Below are 24,921 nucleotides of genomic sequence, written 5' to 3' on the forward strand. Positions count from 1 at the left end.
CCGCTTATTCCTCTGCCTGCCGGTGATCTTCCCGATGGCTTGGATAGGCGAAGTTGTAATAGCTCATGTCGGTCGCCGCCCTCTTCACGATGCCGTTGAGGATTACGCCTCTGATCGCCACGCCATTCTGTTCGAAACGGCGCATGCTGGTTTCGATCTGCTTGACGGTGTTCACCTCAAAACGCACCACCAACAGTGACGTACCGGCGTGATTGCCGACGATGGCCGCGTCCGTCACCGCCAGAATCGGCGGCGTATCGATCAGCACCAGATCATAGTTTTGCCCGGCCCAACGCAGGAAATCGGCGAAACGGCGATGCATCAGCAGCTCGGACGGGTTCGGCGGCACCTGGCCACGCGGTACGAAATCCAGATTGGCAATGGAGGTTTTCCGCACCGCCTGTTCCGTCGTCACTTTGCCCACCAGCATGTCGGACAGCCCTTGATGAGCGTCGTCCGATAGCCAACGATGCAAAAATCCTTTACGCATATCCGCGTCGATCAACAGCACCCGCTGCCCGGCCTGCGCCACCACCACCGCCAGGTTGGTGCTGGTAAAACTCTTGCCGCTTTCCGGGCTGGCACCGGAGACCATCAAAATGTTGTTTTTGGCCTCCAGCATGGCGAAATGCAGGCTGGTGCGCAGGCTGCGAATGGCCTCCACCGACAGATCCGCCGGCTCGGCCACCGCCAGGATCGGCAGGCGACGACCGCCGGATTTGGGCAACTGCAGGCGTTGTTCGCGATTGCGTTTCGCCTGCCATGGCGACAGTGGCACGGTGGCGTAGACATTGATGCCTCGCTTCTCCAGCGTATCGATATCATTGATGCCGCGATGGAAGGCCGTGCGCAGCAGCACCACCGCCGCGGTGCCTGCAGCGCCCAATATCAACGCCAACAACACGATTAGCATCTTTTGCGGCTGAATCGGTCGGATAGCGGATTCCGCTTCGTCGACGATGCGAATATTGCCCACCGTGCCGGCCTTGCTGATGCTCAGCTCCTGCTGTTTGTTCATCAGTTGCATGTAAACCTGCTGATCCACCTGCACGTCGCGGGTGAGACGCAGGATCTCCTGCTGCATTTTCGGCAGCGTCTGTACCTGTTTGCCGAGCCGCGCCTTTTCCGCCTCCAGCGTGGCGCGCTTTTCCAGCAGCGCCCGGTAAGCCGGGTGCACGCGGGTATAAAGCTTGGAAATCTCCGCCTCTTTGAAGGTCAGCTCGTTGAGCTGGGCTTCGAGCTGTACCTGCGTGTCCAGCACCGACTTGGCTTCCAGCGACAGATCCACCGAGTCGTTTTGCTGGCGGAACTGGTTGAGCTGGGTTTCGGCGTTGTTGAGCGAGGTTTGCGTTTGCGGCAACTGCTCCTGCAGGAAGGCCAGCATCCGCTGCGCCTCTTCCGTTTTGCGATCCACGTTCTGCTGCAGGTAGTTATCGGTGATGTTCTTCAGCACCGCCTCTGCACGCTGCGGATCTTCGCTCGGCAGCGTAAACGTCATGATGCCGCTGTCTTTGCCGCTCGGCACTACGCCCAGGTATTTACGCAGATCGTCCACCGCTTCTTGACGCGCGACTTTCACCACGGTGAAACTGGTGCCCGGCGCCGCGTCCAGCGCCGAAACGGTCATGCCCCACTCGCCCTGCGCCACCGGTTGCCCAACCACGCCACTGAACAATTTGGCGCCGTCATGGCTCAGCTCATAATGTTGCCCATCGCGCACCGTCAGCGTCAGCGCTTCGCCCTGCATGTCCGCCGGCGTTGTCAGCGTGGCGATGTCCAATACCGGCGCCTTTTCACCGCTCAGTCGGGCAAAGCCTTTACCGAATACCGGGAAATAGTCCGGTTCGACGCGCACCGTCAGGCCGAGGGCATCCACCGTTTTGCCGAGCACGTAGCGCGACTTGACCAGCGTCACCTCATCCTGCGTCGCCGAATTTTGCCCCAGCGAACTGTCCAGCGTTTCACGCAGCAGCGAATCGCCGGACAGCTGATTCTCCACCTGCACCACCGCCGTGGCCTGGTACACCGGGGTAGCCAACAGGGCGTAGGCGACGCCCAGTGCACCCGCCACGCCGGTCACGACGGCGATCCGCCAGCGGTTATCCCACAGCGGCCCTACCAGACGCTCCCACTCCAGCTTTTCATCTTGTTCGGCCACCATCACGGACAGCGCATTGTTTTTCATCTTCTGTTCCTTATTCACCCTGCGGAGTTACCAGTTGCGCACGCGCAAGGTGGCCTCGCTGAGATCGTTAAAACTGCTGATGGTCGGCACCAGCTGGCTGATCAAACGGTTCCAGCGCGCGACAGGCGCCGCGGTGACGTACACGACGTCGTAAGGGTGCAGCTGAAATTCAGCGCCCATCGCCAGCGCGCTGGCGTCGGAGAGATCGAACTGATACAGCGTCGCCAGCCGCTGCGGGGGATTGCCGCCGCTCGGCCGGATCACGAACACCCCGGTCGCATCCGCCACCGTCTGGCTGATCCCTTCGGAAGATCCGAGGGCTTCGGTCAGGGTCATGCCGCTGCGATCCATCTTCAGCGTCGCTTGCTTGCCCACCTCGCCCATCACGAACACTTTCAAGTTGTCATTGCGCGGAATGTAGAGGATGTCGCCCGGCTGCAGCAGCGCGTTCTGGCTGATGTCGCCACGCTGCATCAGCGCCTGCAGCGAGATGGCCCGCTCTCTGCCCTGATGGGTCAGCACCACGTTGCGCCAGTCGGCATTGTCCGTCAGGCCGCCGGCGGCGTTGATCGCATCCAGAATGGTCAGCGGCACGTTGGTGATCGCCTGCTGACCGGAGGTTTTCACCTCACCGGTCACATAAGCCTTCTGCGAGCGGAACGCGGCGATGCTGACATCCACCTGCGGGCTTTCCACATACTGCGCCAGACGGCCGGCGATCAGGCTGCGCACTTCGGTGACGGTTTTACCCACCACCGCCACGCGCCCGATATAGGGGTAAAAGATCGTGCCATCCGCATGCACCCAGTTACCGGTGTCGCTGGCGCTGCGATATTGCCCGGCCGGCGTGGTCAACTCGGGGTGATCCCAGACGGTGACGTTCAACACGTCGCCGACGCCGATACGGTATTGGTAGCTCTGCAACCGCTGATCCAGTGCCGGATTCGGCTGGGCGACCGGTTCAACGCGCCGCATTTTCTGCAGCAGCATCGGTGACATACGGTAGACCTGTACCTGGCTGTTCAAATCGAAATCGTCGTCTTGTTGCACGACGATGGCTTTTCCGCTGGTCGATAAATGTGAGCCGGGAACCACCGTACAACCGCTCAACAACGCGGAGGTGAAGGCCAACGGCATCAAAAGAGGCAAATGAAAATTCATGGAAGTACCGTGATAAACGGGCTGCTGCCGCAGCCCGTGAGAGGATTAACGCCCGACGGTTGGATTATCGCTGAGCATCGTCGCCTGACGCGGTTCGCGCAACAGGGCGAAATAACCGCAAAAACAGAACAGAAACGCCACCAGCATCAGGCTTTCCTGCAGTTGCAACACTTCACTGCAAATGCCGATGCAGGCCAGCGTCACCGCCAGCATGGTGCTCATCGCCAGTGCCTGACGCGCATTGAGCCCGCGACGCATCAGAATATGGTGCAAATGATCGCGGCCCGCTTTGAAGGGGCTTTGGCGGCGCAACAGGCGGCGCACCATCACGGTCACCATGTCCATCAACGGAATGGCGATCAGCCACAGCGCGGTGACCGGGCGCATTACCGCCTGCTGCCCCTGCGTTGCCAGCAACACCAGCCACAGCACGCTGAAGCCGATCACCATGCTGCCGGCGTCCCCCATAAAGATTTTGTTACGCGCGCCGAACAGGCTCAGGTTGAACAGCAGATAAGCCGCCAGCGCGACGATCATGCCCAGGCACCACAGCGCCAGATCTTCCCGGCCACCCAGTCCGAACACGATGGCCAGCGCAACAAAGGTCACGCAGGACAAGGCGCCCAGTTGCCCGTCGATGCCATCCACCATGTTGTAGGCGTTGATCGCCCCCCATACCGCCAGCGGCGTGAGTAGCAACGCGCCATAACCGAGCATCACTTCCTGATGGCCCCAGGCATGGCCCAATGAGGAAAGCTGCATCCCTGCCGCCAGCATCATCGCCAGCGCGATCCCTCCCTGCACCATGACGCGCGGCGCCACGGGCAGATCAAAGCGGTCATCCAGTACGCCCAACACCACCAGCGCCGTGATGCACAGCAGGTAGACGGCGTTGTCGGGCAGCCAGGCGGGTTGCCACAGCGTCATCAGCATCAGCGTCAGGTACACGGCGATGCCGCCGACCAACGGAATATGTCCCAGATGTTGCTTGCGCGCATTAGGCTTATCCACTAATCCCACCGTCAAGGCGACCCGGCGGGCAATAAGGATCCACGCGACCGCCAGCACAAATATCACGCTCAGTTGATATAACATCGTTCCTCCAGCGAATAAGCACGCTACCGCCCTTGAGTTACAGCTCCCAATGCGCTATTAACAAAAACAAAATTGATCCTGCCAGGATATAAGTCAGCATGAATTTATCCTGAAAAATACAGATTTATCCGCTTGTCGGCGGAATAATCAAATAACGTCAGCGTGCGATTAAGTTATCTATCAGAAAACTCATGTTTAATGGTTCTTTCGATTGCCGAATCAAGTTCAACAGGCGCCACAAAATTATTTTGCACATTACTTTTAAACTGCGTTCTGGCGCAGAATTTCTGTACTCTGACGCGACTGATTGGGAATTTCTTGCGACTTATTTTACTCACAACATCCAATGCGGTTGCGCCGCATATGCCTACGGCATAAGGAATGCGAATCGTCTTATTTTCTCTCCCCAATGAAGAGGAAATTACGTCAACCAATTGATTCATCGTAAAGTCCGGTTTATCGACGTAGTTGCTGACCTGATAATTTGACTGTTGATCCAGCGCATATTCCAGCCGCGCGGCAATATTTTCAACGTAGGCCATCGACTTCATATTATTGCCGCTGCCAATCATCACGAAACGTCCGCTGGCGATCTGACGGAACAGGTTATACACGTTGCCACGGTTGCCTTCGCCGAATACCACCGTTGGGCGAATGATAGTCAGCCGATTTGCCTCATCGGCCTTGCGCCAGGCTTCATAAACGTATTCCGCCTCGAGCTTGGACTTGCCGTAATGGTTGAAAGGCTCGAAACGTCCTTCTTCGCCGGTCTCCTGTTTGACGAAGCCGTAAACAGCGACCGAGGAGGTGAAAATGATTTGACGGATATTCAGGGCGGAGGCGGTCATGCAGACATGGCGCGCGCCTTCGACATTGACCTGATAATAGAGCGAAATGGGATCGACATTGTCCTGATGCTCCGCCGCCAGATTAATGATGGCGTCGCAGCCCGCCAGCGGTTCTTGCAACGTCTGGGGTTGCGTCACATCGCCATACTGATAAAGGGATGGAAAATGTGCACTGGGTTGCTTATCGACGATGACCAATGTCAGATCATCGCGCTTACTGAGACGTTTCGCCAGGCGTGTTCCGATAAAACCGGAACCCCCGATAATAGCTACTTTACGCTTATCCATAATTTGTCACTCAGCAGGTTCTCATTATTCCCGTCACCCGATTGGGACAGGACGCTAATACGCGTTAGGTAATGAGTTCCAGACTGGACAAATCGAACCTGGCTTTCAAATAACAAATAATGAAATAAAAGATTTCATCAAATGTAAAATTATCGCTATAGATAAAACCTCATTCAGCGCTAATTTTTAACATCGTAAGCAACTTGATATTGCAAGGTTTTATTCGGCAATATAAGATTAATCTGACCCTTACCGGTGGAAGAAGAGGTCTCATATTTTACCGGCAATTTCAGCTGGCCTTGCTTAGGATCGACACATTCGATGGTCGCCTGCTCCATGCTCTCGCCCTGGTACAGGCAGAACAGCGTTTGCGGGCTGTTGGTATGGGGATTATTCAGCGTCAGCGTCAACACCACACGCGTGTTGTTCTGAATATCATTGATCACCGGGGGGCGGGTTTGGTTGCCAAGCACGTATGAAAAATGTGAAATAACCAGCAAAGAGGCGAATACGGTCAGGTATTTCACTACACGGCTGGCGGGCATGCTGAAAAAGCGACGCGCCGCCGCCGACTTTTTTTCACGCGCCGGTTCTTTGGATGACTCCACCGTTGCAACAGGCGCAGCAACCAGCGTCGATTTATGCGGCTTATCTATTTTTTCATCGTTTGTTTCAGACGACTCACTTTCACTTTCAGAAAGTTCCGCTTGAATATCAACGCCAATATCTTCACCGCCATTTAATATATCATCATCAGCGTAGTCTTCATCCTCGGATATAAAGTGAAAAGCCGCTTGATTTTCCACCTTGTAACCCAAACGAGGAATGGTTCTGATAAGCGTGTGTTCCGTGTCGCTAATCTTTTGGCGAATAGATTTAATTGTTTGATTTATCGTTGAATCTGAGCAATAGGTTCCTTTCCAGATATTTTCTATAATTTCCGTTCGGGTAACCAGCTCTGGCGATCTGGCGACAAGCAGCGAAAGAATTTGATACTCCTTCCAACGCAGACGAAATTTCTCCCCGGCAGGAGTCAGAACATCGAGATTCCTAATCTTTATTCTTTTATCAAGATTCACTTTTAATTTCCTTAGCGTGCCTGTCCTGCACACTTTGTATAGAAATATCAAAAAATGTTCAAGAAATTAAATGTAAACTCAACAGGTTGCATTCATCGGATATTGGCCTTTATAAAAATTTTCTGATTTCATTTTTTACATTAGGCCATATTAAGGATGTTCCGTTTATCCAAATGACTCTTTTTCCCTGTTGGCAACATGGATTTCTTTCATGGTTACCGTAAAATTCAAATGAACACCTCATTGATTTAAAAAGAAAAAACTAACCATGTTGTTCGATTGTTAATCGAATGAAATTGTGAAATTTCATTCTTATCCGTGAATTCATTGTGTTTTCCCACCTAATCTGATTGTCAGATAGACTACAAAAAGCCGAAAAAAACAGAATGAGAGTTATCTGATTTAACCCCGTTGCACATTCCACTCGGTGTGTGCTGCATCTAAGACAAAATCCTATTACTGATTTTATAACAATCGCACTAATTATGCTTTGCCCTCCCGGAAATTTCATTTAATCTGCGAAAAGACATTAACGCCTTAATGTAAGAATACTCTCAATAAAACGAAAAAAACGTGCAAATAATATAATCCGTTTTGGCGAAAACATTCTCACATTGAGAGATAGTGCTATAAAAAAAGAAAAAAACGGCAAGCAAAGATGAGAATTTTACCTAAAGACAGAAAATTTCACTGAGGAGGCGAGGAGAGATGACTCGGAATGAGAGAAATATCCCTCCCCTGGCGGGAGGGATTGAGAAAGCAGTTTGATACTCAGGCCTTTTTCTTGCGGCCATACACCGCCCAGGTGATGACCACACACAAGATATAGAACACCAGGAATACTTTCATTGCCCCCGCCGGTGAGCCGGTCAGCGCCAGCGAGGTACCGAATGCCTGGGGAATAAAGAAGCCGCCTGCGGCGCCGATCGCCGAGATAAAGCCCAATGCGGCGGCGGAGTCCGTCACCGCTTCACGCTGTGCGCTCTCGTCACTGCCGCCGGCCGCTTTCACGCGATCGACAGTGATTTTACGGAAAATGACGGCGATCATTTGGAAAGTCGATCCGCTGCCCAGCCCCGCCGTGAGGAACAGCACCATAAAGATGCCGTAGAAGGCGATGAACGAACCGCCCTCGCCCGCCGTCGGCAAGGTCAGGAACAACAGCGCGGCGAACACGGCCATCACCACAAAGTTGATCAACGTCACCCGCACGCCGCCGAAACGGTCAGACAGCGCGCCGCCGACCGGCCGCGCCAGCGCCCCGAGGAACGGCCCGAAGAAAGCGTAATGCAGGATCACGACCTCCGGAAATTGCGTCTTCGACAGCATGGCGAAACCGGCGGAGAAACCGATGAAAGAACCGAAGGTCGCGAGGTACAGCAAACTCAGCATCCACAAATGCCCACGTTTGAGCACTGGCAGTTGCTGGCGCAGCGATGCCTTGGCCGCCGCCAGATCGTTCATGCCGAACCAGGCCGCCAAGGTGGCAACCAGCAGGAACGGTACCCAGATCCAGGCGGCGTTTTCCAGCCACAGCTGCCCCCCTTCTGCCTGATCTTGCGCCGTGCCGCCAAACAGACCAAACAGGCTGAAAGAGATCGCCAGCGGCGCGACCAGTTGCATGACGCTGACACCCAGATTCCCCAACCCGCCGTTGAGACCCAACGCGCCGCCCTGACGCGCTTTCGGGAAGAAGAAGCTGATATTGGCCATGCTGGAGGCAAAGTTGGCGCCCGCAAAACCGCACAGCAGGGAAATGATGACGAACACGCTGTACGGCGTGCTGCTGTCCTGCACCGCGAATCCCAGCCACAAGCACGGCACCAGCAGGAAGCAGGTGCTGATAGCGGTCCAGCGACGGCCGCCAAACAGCGGGATCACGAAGGAATACGGCACGCGTAAAATAGCGCCCGAGACCGACGGCAGCGCTGTCAACAGGAACAGTTGATCGGTGGAAAAGTTGAAGCCAACCTTGTTCAGGTTGACCGCCACGGCGCTGAACAGCATCCAGACGCAGAAGGCCAGCAGCAGACAGGGAATGGAAATCCACAGGTTGCGGGTGGCGATGCGATGGCCACGCTGCTGCCAAAAGGCGCTGTCTTCAGGATGCCAATCCTGAATCAGCGCACCGGTTTTCTTTGATGAAGGCGTTGCAAGTTGCGACATAAAAACCTCAGACACGGGGGATTATTCCGACACCCTAGGGGGCGGCCCCGGCGGCAAAGTTGATGTATATCAACCCGAATGCAAGTAGTTGGCGGCACAAATAGCGCCTTCATCCCCTTAGGGGTACGTTCCGGATAAAAATTAAATCATTTATAATCAATAAATTACAATAAACCACTTCGTCATCCTCACCGCTTCGCCGCCCCACTGGAAACTAATGGGTACTTCATTCGAGGTATGGGGTTATGCTCAGGGATAATCAAAAATACGGCTGAATCGTTACTTGTTTACCCCGTCGCCGCCTTCGCCCCTGAGCTTCAGCGGCGCCAAATGCCAGGAACCCGCGCTTATGAAACGCCTGTTGGCCCCGCTTTCGATCGTGAATCAGGTCGCCCTGCTGATGTTGCTGTCGGGCATTCTGGGCGTGGCCGGCATGGGGATTTCCGCCTGGATGTCGCAAAGCATTCAGGGCAACGCGCATGCCATCAACAAGGCCGGCTCGCTGCGTATGCAAAGCTATCGTCTGCTGGCGCAGGTGCCGCTGGATGAACGGCATGAAGCGTTGATCCGCGAACTGGAGCGCGACGAAAACAGCCCCGACCTGCAGCGTTCGGTGGAACAGGAAGGGTTGACGCAACCTTTCGACACCTTGCGCGACTACTGGCAACAGACCCTGCAACCTCGCCTGCGTAGCGCGCAGCGCCCGGCCGACGCCGCGCCGCAGGTGGCGCACTTCGTGCAGCTGTTGGATAAACTGGTCTCGGATATCGACAGGCAAACCGAGCGCCGCCTGCTGATGGTGACGCTAGTGCAGGCCGGCTTTATCGCGCTGACCCTGCTGCTGCTGATCGGCACCACCTGCTACCTGCGCCGCCGGTTGCTGCATCCGTGGCGGCAGCTGGTGGAAATGGCGTTGGCGGTGGGCCGCGGCGACTTTAGCCGCCGCTTCGCGCAGCGCGGCCATCAGGATGAAATGGCGTCGCTCGGCGGCGCGTTGAACACCATGTCCGACGAACTGTCGGCCACCTACAGCGGGCTGGAGCAGCGCGTAGCCGAGAAGACCGCGGACCTGCAGCAAAAAAATCAGATGCTGAGCTTCCTCTATCGCGCCAGCCGCCTGCTGCACGCCAGCGAGCCATTGTGCAGCCGCCTGACGCCGCTGCTCAACCAACTGCAAACCCTGACGCCGCTGCGCGCCATTCAGGTGCGGCTGTATGAAAACGACAGCCGGGAGCCGCTGCTGCAGCTGAGCGGCAACCAGCCGTTGCGGCCGGAGCATTGCCATAATCCGGTGTGCAGCGCCTGCCTGCACGACAGCGACCGCCAGCATCCCGACAACCCGTCGCTGAGCTGGAGCCTGAGTGACAAACTTGGCGACTACGGCGTGATCGTGGCGCAACATGCGCCGCAACAGCCGCTGAACGATGAGCACCGCCAGCTGGTCAACACTCTGGTGGAGCAACTGACCAGCGTGCTGGCCATCGAACGTCAGGTAGACCACCAGCAGCAGCTGATGCTGATGGAAGAACGGGCGGCGATCGCCCGCGAGCTGCACGACTCCATCGCCCAATCGCTCTCCTGCCTGAAAATGCAGATCGCCTGCCTGCAGATGCAAGGCGAAACGCTCTCGTCCGCCAGCCAGGCGCTGGTGCAGCAGATGCGCGAAGAGCTGAACGGCGCCTATCGCCAGCTGCGCGAGCTGCTGACCACCTTCCGCCTGCAGCTGACCGAACCGGGCCTGCTGGCGGCGCTGCAATCGACGGTAGCGGAGTTCAATCCCAAACTGGGCCTGAACATCAGCCTCGATTACCAACTGGGGCCGCGCACGGTGCCCGCCTACCAGGCCATTCATCTGCTGCAGATCGCCCGCGAGGCGCTCAGCAACATCCTTAAGCATGCCGCCGCCAGCGAGGTGAGCATTCAGGTCATCAACAAACGGGGCGAAGTGACCCTGAGCGTATGCGACAACGGACGCGGCCTGCCGGCCGAAACATCCCGCCCCGACCATTACGGCCTGATCATCATGCGCGATCGCGCCAAGAGCCTGCACGGCCGTTGCGACATTTTACCGCGCAGCGGCGGCGGCACCGAGGTGCGAGTCAGCTTCACGCCGGATAACCACGCCATCGACTAACGGAGACACCATGACGACAGAAACCGCCGCCACCATCTTACTGATCGACGACCACCCGATGCTGCGCAACGGCGTAAAACAGCTGATTGGCATGGACGCTCGCCTGCAGGTCATCGCCGAAGCCAGCAACGGTGAACAAGGGGTCGCGCTGGCGGAGCAGCACGATCCGGATCTGATCCTGCTCGACCTCAACATGCCCGGCATCAACGGGCTGGAAACGCTGGATCGCCTGCGCCAGACCGACCTGTCGGGGCGCGTCGTGGTGTTCAGCGTGTCCAACCATGAAGACGACGTCGTCAGCGCGCTCAAACGCGGTGCCGACGGTTATTTGTTGAAAGACATGGAGCCGGAGGATCTGCTGAAGGCGCTGCATCAGGCGGCGGCCGGGCAGATGGTGCTCAGCGAAACGCTGACGCCGATCCTCGCCGCCAGCCTGCGGGAAAACCGCCCCAGCGCCGATCGCGATATTCAGCAATTGACGCCGCGCGAACGGGATATTCTGAAGCTGATCGCCCAGGGGCTGCCGAACAAGCTGATCGCCCGCCGCCTGACCATCACCGAAAGCACCGTCAAGGTACACGTCAAACACCTGCTGAAAAAGATGAAGCTAAAATCCCGCGTCGAGGCCGCCGTGTGGGTGCTGCAGGGTAAAAACGGTTAGTCGCCGCCGTACAGCGGCCCGGTTTGCGCCGGGATCGGCGGCGGCGTCAGGGTTTTGATCGGCGGCAGGCCCGCGTCATCACCGGCGGTCGCCGTCAGCGGCGGCGCCACTTTCAGCTCTATCCAGTTGGACGTCACGCGCTGCTGTTTATCGTCCTCCAGCGTGACCGATAGCCGGTAGCTGTTGGCGGCGCCCGGCGCATCGTCCCACGGCGGCACGATCGCCGTCCAGCCCTGCGGATCGTTGGCGTTGTGCGGCGGCGTCAGGCTCAGCGCCTGGGTATCCCCCTGCCAACTGACGTGAGCGATGCCGTTGAGCGCCTTGATTTCCAGCACCAGCGGCACGGTTTCCCCCGCCTGCAGGCTCCACGGCGGCGTGGCCAGGAACACCTGCAGCGTTTTGCGCTGGCGGAACTCCAGCACCGGCACGTTCTTGCGTTCGATAGGATCGTAGCGGCTGCCGCGCAGCGACTTGGCCTGCGCCACATACTCCGGCGAAATCTGCTTCACCAACGGCACCCCGAGCCGATAGCTCAGCGCCAGCTCGATCTGATCCTGGCTCTGCCCGCCCGCGCCAATCTTATGCAGCGCCTTCATCGTCACCAGCGGCACCGGGGTGTAATTGAGCCCCAGCTGCATCGCGCGCGGATCGTTTTGTTTTTTGCCGCTGCCGAACAGATCGACATTATCGCCGAGATACTGCTCATAGCTGAGCGAACCGCCGATCTGGCGATAAAACGGCAGATAGCCTTGCGTCGTAATGTCGTAACCGCGCGCCGGGCGGCTGAAAAACACGCCATCGCCAGGCTGTTGCGCCAGCGCCGACAGCGGGTAGTAATAGTTGGTGGAGAAACGCAGGTAGTCTCCCCAGGCCTCCGCGCCGACGCTGCCGCGATTGCGCTGCCGGGCGAAATCGCTGTCGAGCGCCGTGTTGTACCCCAGCAGCCAGTCACCGGCGATCCAGCGCTGCCCCAGCGCGAAATTACCGAGCGCCCCGGCGCTTTGCTGTAGCCAGCCGATCTGGCTGTAGGTCAGCAATCCGTCGACGTCGTACAGCGGGCTGAATAACTGCCCGTTGCTGCCGGTAAAGTCCCCCTCACCGGTCATCTTCAGCGATAATCGGGCGGTGCCCAGCGGCGACAACAGTTCCTGCGCCTGCTGTTGCAGCGCGCCGGTCGCCTGGCCCAGCAGATAATCCTCGGCGCGGCTGCGCATCTGCTGACGGGAAACGTTATTCAGATCTTTTTCGCCGAACTGCTTGGCCATCTCGGCCCACTGCTTCTCGCGCGCGGCGTCATCGGGCGCGCCGCCCAGTTCGGGCAAATTCGCGGCCGGATCTGCGGCGGCCTGTGCGGAAGAGACAACGCTCTCCGGCGCCGGCGGGGATTCGGCGCAGGCGGGCGCCGCGCCGGCCAGCCACACCAGCGCCCCGGCCAGCCACACCGCCTGGCGGCTGTGCCAGCGTCGTTTTTTGGTTTTGATGAGTCCCGCCTGAATTTCGTCTTTCATGGCACCGTTGGCCCCCCTCCCTCCTGGAGCGGGCCAACCCACTGCTTTGCTGTCGCCTTTCCCGCGGCAGATCTGGAAACCCTACGCCCCGTCCAGGCCGGGGCGCCTCTCCCTTAAAGTCTAACGGCTTGACGAACAGAAACAATAGGATAAACCCCAATCACTCCCCAGTGACGCCGTCACTTACGCCCTTTACCGATCCATTCCGGCCGCCAGGTGAATTCACACCATTTCAGCACCGATTTTGCCGATAAAAAGCGCAACACCCCACTGCTGCGCGCCTCCGCGCATGACATTGCCTCACTCTGCAATACGTGAAGTGGCGATGCGTACAACTGCGCATTCCTCACAGCCCACCGCATTTCACCCCGATGAAATACGCATTTTGCCGTTATTTTAAACATCTATTTCACGACTGACGGAGCCCCGATGTTTCTTTCCTTACTGTGGCCCGCGCTGTTTTTCACCGCGCTGCTGTCGGCAGGTGCGGTCGCCTTCACGCTCATCACCCGATTGGAGCGAACGGCGGCCGTGCGTGCCAGCCCACCGAAATTGCGCCGCCGTAGCCTGCTGCTGACGGCCTTCGGTTTGGCGTTGACGGCGCTGCCCTTCGACCTGCCGGCAGCACACCGGCTGTGGTTGCCGCCGGCCGCGGCGCTGCTGATCGCCCTGGCCTGGCTAGACTGGCGCCACCGGTGGCTGCCGGACCGGTTAACCCAGCCGCTGCTGTGGGGCGGGATGCTGTGCAATCTTGACGCTCGCTGGGCGACGCTGGGCGACGCGGTTATCGGCGCCGCCGCCGGCTACGGGGGGTTGTGGCTGCTCAACGCGCTTTATCGGCAGGTGCGGCGGCGTAACGGCATCGGCCAGGGTGATTTCAAACTGCTGGCGGCGCTGGGCGCCTGGCTCGGTTGGACGATGCTGCCGCTGTTGGTCTGTCTGGCGGCCATGTTCGGATTAGGCATGGCATTGACGCGCGGCCGTCGCAACCGCCGCGCCTGGCGAACGCGACAACCTTTCGGCATCGCCTTGGCGGCCGCCGGCTGGCTGTTGCTCTTGATGGACGCCGGCCAAAACGCGCCGGCGTTATTCGGTTAGTTCTTCAGTGTCTCGATCAGCCGATTGAGCAATCCTGCCACTTCCGCAGTGCTGGCCGTTGTCGGATTAGCCAGTGGCTGGATCACTGCGAGCCTGGTGGTGGATAACACCTCATCGCTGCGGATTTCCAACGCATCGGCGGGTGGCGTGCTCAATGAAACGCCGTCCGGCCGCCAGTAGCTGCCGCGCGTAGTCTGCACCTGATAACTGCCAAAGCCGAAATCTTTCTCGACGCGGTAATATATTTCGCAGCTTAACGGCCCAGTGCGCCGCAACATAAAGGCGCCTTTCGCGCTATAGCTGCCTTTATTGACGACAAAGGCGGTCGCCTGCGAAGACAGATCGAACGTGATATATAAATCGCACGCCAGCACCTTGGTGCTTACGCCCTGTTGAAGAGTAATGCGCGTTGTAGGTTGCCGATCCGGCGCGGTCAGGGTGCCTAAAAAAGTCCACGATTGCTGTTTCGAGATATTGCGCGGCAAATGGTTGCTGGTGGCGGAAGGGGCAATTCCCCGCTCGCCCAGACTGTACATCGCTTCGACCCCGCTTAAAAACGACGTAACGTCGACGGTGCTTTTGCCGGCCACCGGGACGCCGCCGTTGTATACGTTACTGAAGGTTACCTCGGTATTGTTGCTGCAGGCGGCGATCGCCGCCGGGAACGGCGTCTTAGAACCGCTGTAAAGAGTCAACTGACCGATGTCCCAACGAGACTCGTTGATGAATCGGCACAACACGCTCCCGCTCTCCACATTCTGCGCATCCTGGATATTGATATTGCCTATCGTGCCCTGGGCAAAGTTGGTGGACAACACGCTGATATTGGCGGCGCGCTGCGTGTTGCGGTTCTCGCAACCCAACGAATTGATCGTGCCGTTAAAATCTTTGAACGAGTAGATATCGCCGATACAGTCATCCGCAGCCAACGAGCCAATAGTAGAGTAAAACCCTGAAATTCTGAACGCAGTCCCCTTGGCGCGAGCGGCGTAGAGGCCGTCTATAAAATTGGTGGTGCCGGACTTGTCCATCCACAGCACCCCATCGCCCGGCCGATTGGCGTTTGCCTCCATCTGCACATTCACCAGCCAGTTAATGAACATATCGCCCGAGACAAACAGCGAATAACCGCCGACCTTGGTGTAGATATCGCGAATATCAAACTTCGTCATATTGCGATCGCTGAACCACACGCCGTGAGTGTCGTCTACGCCGGTATCATCCCGCAACGTCAAGCCGTGCAGCGTCAGATTGGCGAAGCCTTTCACCACGATCACCGCTTTCTTCGTTTCGCCTTGTTCGTTGGTGTAACTGCTGTCCGCCGTCTTGACAATTTTGGTCGCCCGTCCCAATCCGACCACTCGCAACCCGATGCCGCCGTAGATGTCCGTTGTCGTCTGAATGAGTACGTGTCCGGCGACCGTATACACCCGCTTCCCAAGGGACAGCGTACCGCCGGCTTGCAGCGCCGCCGCCGCCGCTTTGTTGATCGCCGGCCCCCAGTTGCTTCCGTCGCTGTCCTGATAAAACTGTTCCGGCGTAACAACCTCACCGGTGGCGATCAAGGTTGCTGCGCGCGCTCCTGAAGCGTTTTCGTTATTGTCCATAATATCTCCTGACGTGATGTGTCCGCATCATTGCGGACGGCCGCGGTGAAAGGCGTCAACAACGCCGCCTTTCAGTGCCAATCTATCACCGTCATATGAGCGCGTTATGAAATTTCATTTTATTTCACCCTGACACAACATCTCGCGATCCGAGGTAGCAACAGCCAGCGATTTCACTCGCCGTTGGCCTTTGGTGCGACAGAAAGCTCGGACAGGCCCGCGGCATTGCCGCTACTTGTTGACCCGATCCAGATACAGCATGCTGTTGGCGATATCCAGCCGGGCACCTTCGACGTTGTCTCGCAATGCCACCAGCGTTTGCCCCTGCAGCGCCACCACATACGGCGAACTGGCCTGCAGTTCCCGTTGCAACGTGACGTAACGTGCGCTGCGCGCGGCGCTGTTCCCTTCCGCAGCCGCGGCGCGCGTTTCCGCGCTGATGGCGGGAATGTTCCACTGGGTGCGCCAGGCCAGAGTTTTCGGCCCACCGGGCACGTTATAGGCAAAGGCGCTGGCGTTGGTGTTCGGATCCAGGTAGTCGGCGCCCCAGTAGGTGAAGATCGCCTGAAAATCGCGGCCGCGCATCTTGCCCCACAGATCGCTTTCTACCACCGGATGGATATCCAACCGCAGCCCGGCCTGCGCAAAACTGGCCTGCAGCGCCTGCGCGATGTCGGTATACGGCGGTTGGTTGATGACGATAAGATCGATGCGCGTACCTTCAGCGATGCCGGCATCGCGCAAGATCTGTTTGGCTTTGTCCACGTCGAGCTTAAACGGCCGATCGTCGAGTGCCCCGTCCAATCCCTGCGGCAAGAAGGCTTGATGCACGCGATATTGCCCTTTCAGCAGTTGCTCGGCGATGCTCTGATAATCGACCAGCCAGCGCGCCGCCTGCCATAACGCCGGATTGCCCAGCGCCGGATTGTCTTTGCTGCCGGTGTTGAAACCGAGGTAATAGATCCGGGGCGCATCGGCCTGCTCAATGCGCACGCCAGACGCGTTACGCAGTGAGTCGAACTGGTCGGCCCCCAGATCGTAGGCCACGTCGGCATCCCCTTTCAGCAACAGCAAACGGCGGGTACCGGCGTCGCTGACGTTCTTGAACAACACCGTTTTCAACCTTGCCGGCGACGGAGCGTAGTCATTACGGCCAAACAGCAGCGCTTCATGCGGCACATAGTTGTTCACCCGATACGGGCCGCCGCCGGCGGAATGGCTGCGCAGCCAGCCGTTACCGTAGTCCCCCTGCTGCGCGTGCTCGTTCAACAGCTTTTCATCCACGATCGAAGCCACATTCGCCGTCAGCAGCCGCAGCGCCAACTCGCTGCCGATGTTGGCGGGCCAACTGAGTTGCACCTGGTTATCTCCCACCTTCTTCAGCTGTTGCTCAACGTTATCCGGCGTCCAGCCAAACTCGCCGAGAATAAACGACGGCGCCTTGTTCAGCTTCACCGCGCGAACCAGCGAAAAAATCACATCTTCTGGCCGCAGCGGGTTGCCGGAAGCGAAACGCTGCTGCGGTTTCAGGGTAAAGGTCAGGCTGCGGCCATCGGCGCCCGCTTGCCAACTGCCTGCCGCATCCGGCGCCAGCTTTTGCGGCGCGGCGCGATCCGGCGCCACCAGGCGCTGATAGAGGTTGACCAGATTGGCCGAACTGACGGTTTCAAAGCTCTCCGCCGGATCGAGGCTGATAATGCCCTCCAACGAACTGACCACCACCAAGGTATCCTGCGGGGTGGCAGCCTGCGCACCGAAAGCGGCCGCCAGCGCGCCATACAATAAGGTTGGAATTAACCGTTTCATCGATACACTCTCCACAATCACGCGGTTGCGCTGTTTTTCGAGTGTAGGGGGTAAGAATTAACAGAAGAACGACGATAAATTGCTTTATTTATTACCAAGATGGATATGCCCGCCGCGTTGGCGGGCACAGGTTTAAATGCTGATGCGGCCGTGCGCCATTGCCACCGAACGATCGCACATATGGTCAATCACGTCCGCATCGTGGCTGACCAGCACCATGGTCAGCTCGCCCGCCTGCTTCAGCTCGTTGAGCAGATTGAGGATCTCCGCCTGCACCGACATGTCCAACGCCGAAGTCGGTTCATCCAGCAGCAACAACTTAGGCCGCAGCAACAATGCGCGCACGATCGCCACGCGCTGCCGCTGGCCGCCCGACAGCTGATGCGGGTAGCGATCCAGCAGGCGCGGATCCAACCCCACCTGGCGAAAGCCCGCGCTGATCTTGCGTTCGATATCGCTTTCCTGCAGCAGCTTGAGCGGCTCCGACAGCGTACGCAACAGCCGGTGCTTGGGGTGTAGCGAAGCATAGGGATCCTGAAACACCATCTGCACCTCGCGCCTCAGCTCGCCGGTAAATGCCTGCCCCGGTTGCAGCCGCCGCCCAAGCAGCTCAAAACCGCCCTGCCAGCTGCCATTCAGCCCGGCCAGCACCCACAGCAACGAGGACTTGCCGCAGCCGGAAGGCCCCACCAGCCCGAAACACTCACCCGGTTCGATGTGCAGGTTAACCTCATGTACCACGGTGCGCAGCTCGTAGCCCTGGCGGTGACTGACGCTCAGGTTCTCCAGTGCAATTACGCTCATTTCAACGTCTCCAACAGCGCGCGGTCCAGCACCGGCAGCGGTTTGCCGCGCGTCTCGCGGCTCGGCCGGCACGCCCACAGCGTGCGAGTGTAAGGATGCGTGGCCTGCGCCAGCTCTGCTGCCGGCAGTTGATCCAACAGCTCGCCTTTGTACATCACCAGCACCCGCTCGCAGTGGTGCGCCACCTGCTGCAAATCGTGGCTGATCAGGATCAGCCCCATGTTGCGTTGCGCCACCAGATTGTCTATCAGTTGCAGCACCTGATCGCGCATCTGGTGATCCAGCGCCGAAGTCGGTTCATCGGCAATCAACAGCTGCGGATCGTTGATCAACGCAATGGCCAGCATCACCCGCTGCCCCATGCCGCCGGAGAGCTGATGCGGATAACGGCCCCACAGCGCCGCCGGATCGGGCAATCCCACCGCCGCCAGCATCTCCAATACCTTTTCACGCCGCTCGGCGCGGCTCAGTTTGGCATGCAGCACCAGCGGCTCCTCCACCTGACGGCCGATCGGCTGATTGGGATTCAGCGCATGTTTGGGATCTTGCATCACCATCGCCACCCGGTCGCCGCGCAGGCGGCTCCACTGGCGTTCGCTCAGGCGCGTCAAGTCTTCATCGCCCAGCGTCAGGCGCTGCGCCTGCAGCTGCAACGGCGGCGGCAATAGCCCCATCAGCGCACGCGCGGTCAACGACTTGCCGGAACCGGACTCGCCGACCAGCGCCAGCCGCTCCCGCCCCATGCTGAACGAGATATTCTTCACCAGCGCCGCCGGCTGCGGCCCCGGCACGCCGATCGCCAGCCGTTCGACGGTCAATAAAGTGTTATCAGTGCCCATGACGAGGATCCATTTTGTCGCGCAGGCCATCGCCCAGCAGGTTAAACGCCAGGCTGGCGAACAGGATCGCCCCGCCTGGTGCGGCGGCGACCCACCATTGGTCGAAAATCACTTTACTGCCTTCGGCCACCATCGAACCCCATTCGGCGGTCGGCGGCGCGACGCCCATGCCGAGGAACCCCAGACCGGCGGCGGACAGGATGATGCCGCCCAGGCTCAGCGCCGCACGCACCACCGCGCTCGGCAGGCATAAAGGCAAAATGTGGCCGACCATCAGCCGCAACCCGTTGATACCCTGCATGCGCGCCGCCGCCAGGTAGTCACTGCGGCGCAGCGCCAGGGTTTCGGCCCGCGCCTGGCGGGCAAAGGCCGGCCAACTGGTCAATGCCAGCGCCAGCGCGCCGTTCATCAGCCCCGGCCCCATCACCGCCACGAACGCCAGCGCGATCACCAGACTCGGCAGCGACAGGAAAATATCGGTCAGACGCATCAAAATGCGCTCGACCCAGCCGCCGAGGTAACCGGCGCAAATGCCGACCAGCAGGCCGATGGGAATGGTCAACACCAGAATCAGCGACACCAGGATCAGCGTCGGCCGCGCGCCGTAAATCACGCGGGAAAGCAAATCGCGGCCAAAGCCGTCGGTGCCCAGCCAATGTGCAGCCGAAGGCGGCAGTAACCGCAGCTCGATATGCTGCAGATTGGGGTCGAAAGGCGCCAGCCACGGAGCCAGCAGCGCGGTGACGAGCAGGATCGCCACCAGCGCCGCGCCCAGCGTCAGCGTGGTCAGACGCCGACCGCGGCGGTAACCGACGGCTGGCTCGCTTTGCGGTTCGTGTTCAGAGAGATATTGGCTCATCGAGTTCGCGGATCCACTAAATAGGTCAAGGCGTCGGCCAGCGCATTCAACAGCACGAAACAGGTGCCGATCAGCAGCGTGGCGCCGAGGATCGCCGGCGTGTCGGCGGCAAACAGCGCCGAGGTCAGGTAACGCCCGACGCCGGGCCAGGCGAACACCGTTTCGGTCAATACCGCGCCCTCCAGCAGGCTGGCGTAGGAGAGAGACAGTACGGTGATCAGCGTGCCAAGCACATTGGGAAACACATGGCGCAGCAGAATGCGCAGGCGGCCGGCGCCCTTGGAACGCGCCAGCGTCACGTATTCCTTGTTGCACTCTTCCAGCATCGCCGCCCGCAGCAGCCGGGTAATGCCCGCCATCGACAGCAGCGCCAACGCCACCACCGGCAGCCACAGGTGGCCGATGGCGTTGTAGAACATTTCACGATCGCCGGACAGCCAGCTGTCGATCAACACGAAACCGCTGCGCGGCTCCATGCTGTACAAGTAAATGTCGTCCAGCCGCCCCGGCCCCGCCGACCAATGCAGCGTGGCGTAGAACAGCAACAGCCCGAGCAGGCTCAGCCAGAAAATCGGCACCGAATAACCGATCAGCGACAGCAGACGCGCCGCGTTATCCAGCCAACTGCCCGGTTTGAGCACCGCCAGAAACGCCAGCGTAATGCCGCCGAGGGCGCCGAGGATAATGGCGCAGGTGGCCAGCTCCACCGTCGCCGGGAAGGTACGCAACAGATCGCTCAACACCGGCTGCGCGGTAATACGCGAAATGCCCAAATCGCCGTGCGCCAAGTGCACCAGGTAACGCCAAAATTGCACCGGCAGCGGCTGATCCAACCCCAGCTCGTGCCGCACCTGCGCATAGGTGGCTTCGCTGGCGTGATCGCCCGCCACCTGCAGCGCCGGATCGATCGGCGCCAGGTGCGACAGCATGAAGGTGAACAGCAGCAGGCCGAGCAGCGTTAACGCCAGAGACAGCGCGCCGCCGAGCAGCCGCCCGCCCCAGCGCCAATACCGCCGGGCCGCCCCGGCGCCGGCGGACAGGTCAGCGGCCATTACTTGCTGACCTTGCTGTAGAACACCATGTCAGGGTTGATGCCCTGCACATAGCCCTTGAGGTTGTCACGCACCGCAATCAGGCTGCGTGCCTGCAGGCCGATGACAAACGGCGAGCTTTGCTGCACCTGTTTTTGCAGTTGCTGGTAGTCTGCCACCCGTTTGGCGGTGTCGTTTTCCGCAGTGGCGGCCAGCGTCAGCTTGCTCAGCGCCGGGATCTGCCAGTTGGCGCGCCAGGCCAGCGTCTTGCTGCCGTCTTCCGGGTTGTAGGCGAAGGCGGCGGCGTTGGTGTTAGGGTCGAAGTAATCCGGCCCCCAGGAGGTCAGCGTCGCATCGTAGTTAAGCGCTTTCACCTTGGTGGAGACCTGCGAACTGATGCCCGGCACCAGTTCGACCTTCACGCCGCCCTGGGCAAAACTGGCCTGCAGCGCCTGGGCAATATCCAGATACGGCGGCTGATTGTTGACGTCCAGGCGGAAACTGACGTTGCTCAGCCCCGCTTTGGCCAGTATTTCTTTGGCTTTCTGCGGATTGAAGCTGTACGGCTGGTCCTTGAGCGCGCCCAGATAACCGTCCGGCAGGAATGCCTGATGGCTCTGGAACTGCCCTTTCAGCAGATCGTCGGCGATGCCTTGATAATCGAACAGCCAGCGTGCCGCCTCCCAGAACGCCGGATTGCCGAGCGCCGGCGACGCCTTGGCATTGAACTGCAGGAAATAAAGCGAAGCATAAGGAATAGCCAGCGGTTTGACGCCCGGCTTGCCCTTCAGAGCCGCCATCTGGTCTGCCCCCAGGTTGCGTGCGATATCGGCATCGCCCTGCTCGATCAGCAAACGGCGCGCCGCCGGATCGGGCACGTTTTTGATCAGGATGGTTTTCAGCGTCGGCGCCCCTTCCGGTGAGCCGGGATTGGCGTCCAGCACCACCACTTCGTGCGGCACATAGGTGCGGATTTTGTAAGGGCCGCTGCCGGCGGAGTGGCTGTTCAACCATTGATGCCCCAGATCGTCGCCCTGCTGGTGCGCCAGCGCCTCTTTGGCGTCGACGATCGAGGATACCGGCGCCGACAGCAGGCTGAGCACGAAGGCCGGGCTGACGTTCTCACTCCAGCTGATTTTTACCTGGTGCTCGTCCACCTTGCTCAGGTGTTGCTCCACATTCTTCGCGTTCCAGCCCAGCTGCGTCAGGATAAATGACGGCTCCAGATTCAGTTTCACCACCCGTGAAAGCGAGAAGATCACGTCTTCCGGCCGCAGCGGATTGCCGCTGGCGAACCTGGCGTCCGGGCGCAGGCTGAAAGTCAGGCTGCGGCCGTCGGCGCCGGCCTGCCAGCTGCTGGCCAGGGTTGGTTTAAGATCGATGGGATTGTGCGGATCTGACTGGATCAGACGTTGATACAGGCTGTTGAACGACTGCACCGTGGTTAACTCAAATCCCTGGGCCGGGTCAAAGCTGACCACGTCATCGATAGATTGCGCGATCACCAGCGTGTTGGCCGGCGTCGCCGCCTGTACGTTAACGCTGGCCGCCACGGCCAAAAACAGCAAAGAAGGAACGAGCGCTTTCATCTGAAACTCTCCAAGCGGATGGAATTTATAATAATTTTGCGAGTGTATGCGAGCACGATCGGCAGCTGAAGGTACTTAAATCACTATAGATATTCTTTTTATGTATATAGATGGGATTTTGATTATTAGGGCAAGGATTGCGCGGCAGGTCGCACTCTCGCGACACGTCGCGGCAATTGCCTACTGTCTTTGCAGCACGATTCGCAGCGATGAAAGTCGGGGTTTGAGTCTGTTTCATCGGGTGACTAACGTGAGCTCAGTCACCCAAAGGACGGGCAAATGGCAAACCATCCATCAGAAAATGGCTGCTCACTCCTGCATGAGAGAGCGATAGAGCAAACGCTGGCAGACATGAACAGCGTGCTGCTTGAGTCGAATCTGTTTATGACTCGTCTGACGGTACAAGACCGGCGCTGGCAAAAAGGCAGAAAAAACGGCCATACGTTAAATTGGCGCTCTCTGTTTAAATATCATGTCCAAATGCCGATGAGTTTCGCTTTTGTCTACCGGCAAATAGCCAGCCCGCTGAGCCGCGCCGGCTTTTGCCTGTGCCGTTATCTCCAGGCGGAGAACGTTATCGAACTTGTCGCGCTGGAGAATTTCTCCCTGCGCGAAACGCAACATCCCCTGAAAGGCAATATGCTGCGCAACTGCTTGCAGGCGCTATATCTGTATGGGCTGAACCTGCAAGAGCAGGGGCTGACGCCGGCGTATCCGCCGGACATACTTATCAGCCACGCCATTAATCATCGCGTGTTAGCACTGTATACACGTCAGGCCGCCTTTGAAGTAATACCCGGCACCATGACATGTAAAACCAGCTTCAACGCACTGAAAAAGTACATACAATCGCTGGAAAAATACGGTGCCAGATGTGATAAGGTGCGTATAAATAACGAGCAGCAAGGAAGCCAAAATGGAAAATAAGGATCTGACCGACCCCACGCTCTCCATTCAAGAGCAAAAACGCATCGCCATCGAGATTTTACGTCAATACCATCGCTGGGAGATGGCTAACCCACGTCCAGCCGAAGAACTCCCGGAATGGGAAGCCATCGGCCCGTTCAGAAAAAGCAAGCGTCACCTTATCGAACGTACCGATGACTGACCATGCATTAGCCCGCGAGCGATCCTGCAGGGCAATGCCGTGTTGTTAAATCTGGTAGTCAATCACCGCATCCAGCTGCGACGAGAAGACCTTGTCTTTGATTTCGGTCAGCGACAACGTCGGGTTGCACAGCTGAATAAAGCGCCAGGCATAGTTGCGCTGCAGCTGGCTGCGTTTCAGGCCCAGCCAGACCGTATTGGGTTCAAACAAATGCTCGGCGTTGAGGCTGACCAATCCGCGATCGCGCTCTTTTTCATACGACATGTCCGCCAGCACCCCCACGCCCAACCCCAGCTCGACATAGGTTTTAATCACGTCGGAATCTTGCGCGCTGAGCGCGATGTCCGGCGTCAGGCCCGCTGATTTGAACGCCGCATCCAGCTTCGCGCGGCCGGTAATGCCCTGGCGGTAAGTGATCAGCGGCAAGGTGCTGAGCATCTCCAGCGTCACCTGCAGCTGCCGCGTCAACTCGTGCCCTTCCGGCACCAGAATGGTGTGATGCCACCGGTAGTAGGGGAACGCCGCCAGCGACTCGTCGCTCATCAGCCGTTCGCTGGCAATGCCGATATCGGCTTCACCGGCGGCCAGCATAGAAACGATCTCCTCCGGGCTGCCCTGATTGAGCACTACCCGCACCCGTGGATAAAGCGCGCGAAACTCTTTGATCACCCCCGGCAGGCTATAGCGCGCCTGGGTGTGCGTTGTCGCGATATGCAGCTGCCCCGAATCGTTGCTGCTGAAGACGTCCGCCAGGCGACGGATGTTATTGGCATCGTTGAGAATGCGTTCAGCTACCACCAGCAGCTCTTTGCCGGGTTCGGTCATGCCCAACAGCCGCTTGCCGCGGCGAATGAATATTTCAATGCCCAGCTCTTCTTCCAGCTCGCGAATATGCCGACTGACGCCGGACTGCGAAGTAAATAAGGTATTGGCGACCTCGGTCAGGTTGTAGTTGCAGCGCGCCGATTCGCGAATAATTTTTAATTGTTGAAAGTTCATCCCCGTCTCCCTGTTTCTTGCAGTAGCGTCTGCCATATTGATACGGAGTCCTGCGG

The 24,921-nt window shown here is 58.7% G+C and carries 20 protein-coding genes; 5 read left to right on the top strand and 15 right to left on the bottom strand.

What is annotated here, in order from left to right; all coding sequences use genetic code 11:
* Positions 1-4 precede the first annotated feature (4 nt).
* From ACJ8IJ_RS02385 to ACJ8IJ_RS02410, 6 genes are all read right to left on the bottom strand, one after another.
* Positions 5-2,185: a polysaccharide biosynthesis tyrosine autokinase gene (locus ACJ8IJ_RS02385; protein ID WP_442518232.1), complete on the bottom strand. Its 2,181-nt coding sequence runs from the start codon at positions 2,183-2,185 to the stop codon at positions 5-7.
* Positions 2,186-2,212: 27 nt separating this feature from the next.
* Entirely contained in the window at positions 2,213-3,346 is a 1,134-nt protein-coding gene (locus ACJ8IJ_RS02390) for a polysaccharide export protein (RefSeq protein ID WP_442518233.1), read from the bottom strand.
* A 45-nt stretch (positions 3,347-3,391) separates the two neighbouring features.
* Positions 3,392-4,441, bottom strand: coding sequence for a UDP-N-acetylglucosamine--undecaprenyl-phosphate N-acetylglucosaminephosphotransferase (wecA, locus tag ACJ8IJ_RS02395; RefSeq protein ID WP_131164805.1), 1,050 nt, complete (start codon positions 4,439-4,441; stop codon positions 3,392-3,394).
* 173 nt (positions 4,442-4,614) lie between these two features.
* Positions 4,615-5,577: an NAD-dependent epimerase/dehydratase family protein gene (locus ACJ8IJ_RS02400; RefSeq protein WP_442518234.1), complete on the bottom strand. Its 963-nt coding sequence runs from the start codon at positions 5,575-5,577 to the stop codon at positions 4,615-4,617.
* Between the two features lie 179 nt (positions 5,578-5,756).
* Positions 5,757-6,656: a winged helix-turn-helix domain-containing protein gene (locus tag ACJ8IJ_RS02405; protein WP_342577058.1), complete on the bottom strand. Its 900-nt coding sequence runs from the start codon at positions 6,654-6,656 to the stop codon at positions 5,757-5,759.
* A 771-nt stretch (positions 6,657-7,427) separates the two neighbouring features.
* A complete protein-coding gene (locus tag ACJ8IJ_RS02410) occupies positions 7,428-8,822 on the bottom strand; it encodes a NarK family nitrate/nitrite MFS transporter (protein WP_004934679.1) in 1,395 nt (464 codons plus the stop codon).
* A gap of 349 nt (positions 8,823-9,171) precedes the next feature.
* Between ACJ8IJ_RS02410 and narX the strand changes: the two genes are divergently transcribed.
* Together narX and narL are read left to right on the top strand one after the other, a co-directional pair.
* A complete protein-coding gene (gene narX / locus ACJ8IJ_RS02415; protein ID WP_004934682.1) occupies positions 9,172-10,956 on the top strand; it encodes a nitrate/nitrite two-component system sensor histidine kinase NarX in 1,785 nt (594 codons plus the stop codon).
* Between the two features lie 10 nt (positions 10,957-10,966).
* Entirely contained in the window at positions 10,967-11,617 is a 651-nt protein-coding gene (narL, locus tag ACJ8IJ_RS02420; protein ID WP_004934684.1) for a two-component system response regulator NarL, read from the top strand.
* On the opposite strand, the gene ACJ8IJ_RS02425 is transcribed toward narL, so the two are convergent.
* The gene (locus tag ACJ8IJ_RS02425) at positions 11,614-13,125 is read right to left on the bottom strand and encodes a YchO/YchP family invasin (RefSeq protein WP_442518235.1); all 1,512 of its coding nucleotides are present in this window, start codon (positions 13,123-13,125) and stop codon (positions 11,614-11,616) included. The two genes, narL and ACJ8IJ_RS02425, sit on opposite strands and share 4 nt — an antisense overlap.
* A gap of 429 nt (positions 13,126-13,554) precedes the next feature.
* Here ACJ8IJ_RS02425 and ACJ8IJ_RS02430 point away from each other — a divergent pair, with 429 nt between their 5' ends.
* The gene (locus ACJ8IJ_RS02430) at positions 13,555-14,223 is read left to right on the top strand and encodes a prepilin peptidase (protein WP_164052454.1); all 669 of its coding nucleotides are present in this window, start codon (positions 13,555-13,557) and stop codon (positions 14,221-14,223) included.
* Here ACJ8IJ_RS02430 and ACJ8IJ_RS02435 read toward each other — a convergent pair.
* The 7 genes from ACJ8IJ_RS02435 to ACJ8IJ_RS02465 form a co-directional block, all read right to left on the bottom strand.
* Entirely contained in the window at positions 14,220-15,830 is a 1,611-nt protein-coding gene (locus tag ACJ8IJ_RS02435) for a hypothetical protein (protein ID WP_280598352.1), read from the bottom strand. The genes ACJ8IJ_RS02430 and ACJ8IJ_RS02435 overlap by 4 nt on opposite strands.
* A gap of 231 nt (positions 15,831-16,061) precedes the next feature.
* A complete protein-coding gene (locus tag ACJ8IJ_RS02440) occupies positions 16,062-17,636 on the bottom strand; it encodes an ABC transporter substrate-binding protein (RefSeq protein WP_442518236.1) in 1,575 nt (524 codons plus the stop codon).
* Between the two features lie 132 nt (positions 17,637-17,768).
* Entirely contained in the window at positions 17,769-18,440 is a 672-nt protein-coding gene (locus tag ACJ8IJ_RS02445) for an ABC transporter ATP-binding protein (RefSeq protein WP_004934700.1), read from the bottom strand.
* On the bottom strand, positions 18,437-19,279 hold the full coding sequence (locus tag ACJ8IJ_RS02450; RefSeq protein WP_004934707.1) for an ABC transporter ATP-binding protein: 843 nt from the start codon (positions 19,277-19,279) through the stop codon (positions 18,437-18,439). Before ACJ8IJ_RS02450 ends, ACJ8IJ_RS02445 begins: the two co-directional genes overlap by 4 nt.
* Entirely contained in the window at positions 19,269-20,138 is an 870-nt protein-coding gene (locus ACJ8IJ_RS02455; RefSeq protein ID WP_004934710.1) for an ABC transporter permease, read from the bottom strand. Before ACJ8IJ_RS02455 ends, ACJ8IJ_RS02450 begins: the two co-directional genes overlap by 11 nt.
* Complete coding sequence (locus tag ACJ8IJ_RS02460) at positions 20,135-21,190, bottom strand: ABC transporter permease (RefSeq protein WP_004934713.1); 1,056 nt, start codon at positions 21,188-21,190, stop codon at positions 20,135-20,137. Before ACJ8IJ_RS02460 ends, ACJ8IJ_RS02455 begins: the two co-directional genes overlap by 4 nt.
* Positions 21,190-22,758 carry an ABC transporter substrate-binding protein gene (locus ACJ8IJ_RS02465; RefSeq protein WP_004934714.1) on the bottom strand — a complete coding sequence of 523 codons (1,569 nt, stop codon included), beginning with the start codon at positions 22,756-22,758 and terminating at the stop codon, positions 21,190-21,192. The genes ACJ8IJ_RS02460 and ACJ8IJ_RS02465 overlap by 1 nt, the downstream gene beginning before the upstream one ends.
* Before the next feature lie 279 nt (positions 22,759-23,037).
* Here ACJ8IJ_RS02465 and ACJ8IJ_RS02470 point away from each other — a divergent pair, with 279 nt between their 5' ends.
* Together ACJ8IJ_RS02470 and ACJ8IJ_RS02475 are read left to right on the top strand one after the other, a co-directional pair.
* Positions 23,038-23,685 (top strand): hypothetical protein, encoded by a 648-nt coding sequence (locus ACJ8IJ_RS02470; protein WP_049240589.1) that lies wholly within the window; start codon positions 23,038-23,040, stop codon positions 23,683-23,685.
* Positions 23,675-23,866: a hypothetical protein gene (locus tag ACJ8IJ_RS02475; protein ID WP_015378216.1), complete on the top strand. Its 192-nt coding sequence runs from the start codon at positions 23,675-23,677 to the stop codon at positions 23,864-23,866. Before ACJ8IJ_RS02470 ends, ACJ8IJ_RS02475 begins: the two co-directional genes overlap by 11 nt.
* Positions 23,867-23,911: 45 nt before the next feature.
* On the opposite strand, the gene cbl is transcribed toward ACJ8IJ_RS02475, so the two are convergent.
* Positions 23,912-24,865 carry an HTH-type transcriptional regulator Cbl gene (gene cbl, locus ACJ8IJ_RS02480; RefSeq protein WP_442518237.1) on the bottom strand — a complete coding sequence of 318 codons (954 nt, stop codon included), beginning with the start codon at positions 24,863-24,865 and terminating at the stop codon, positions 23,912-23,914.
* Between the last annotated feature and the right edge of the window lie 56 nt (positions 24,866-24,921).

The organism is Serratia sp. CY40230, from assembly GCF_052168835.1.
Classification (GTDB): domain Bacteria; phylum Pseudomonadota; class Gammaproteobacteria; order Enterobacterales; family Enterobacteriaceae; genus Serratia; species Serratia nematodiphila.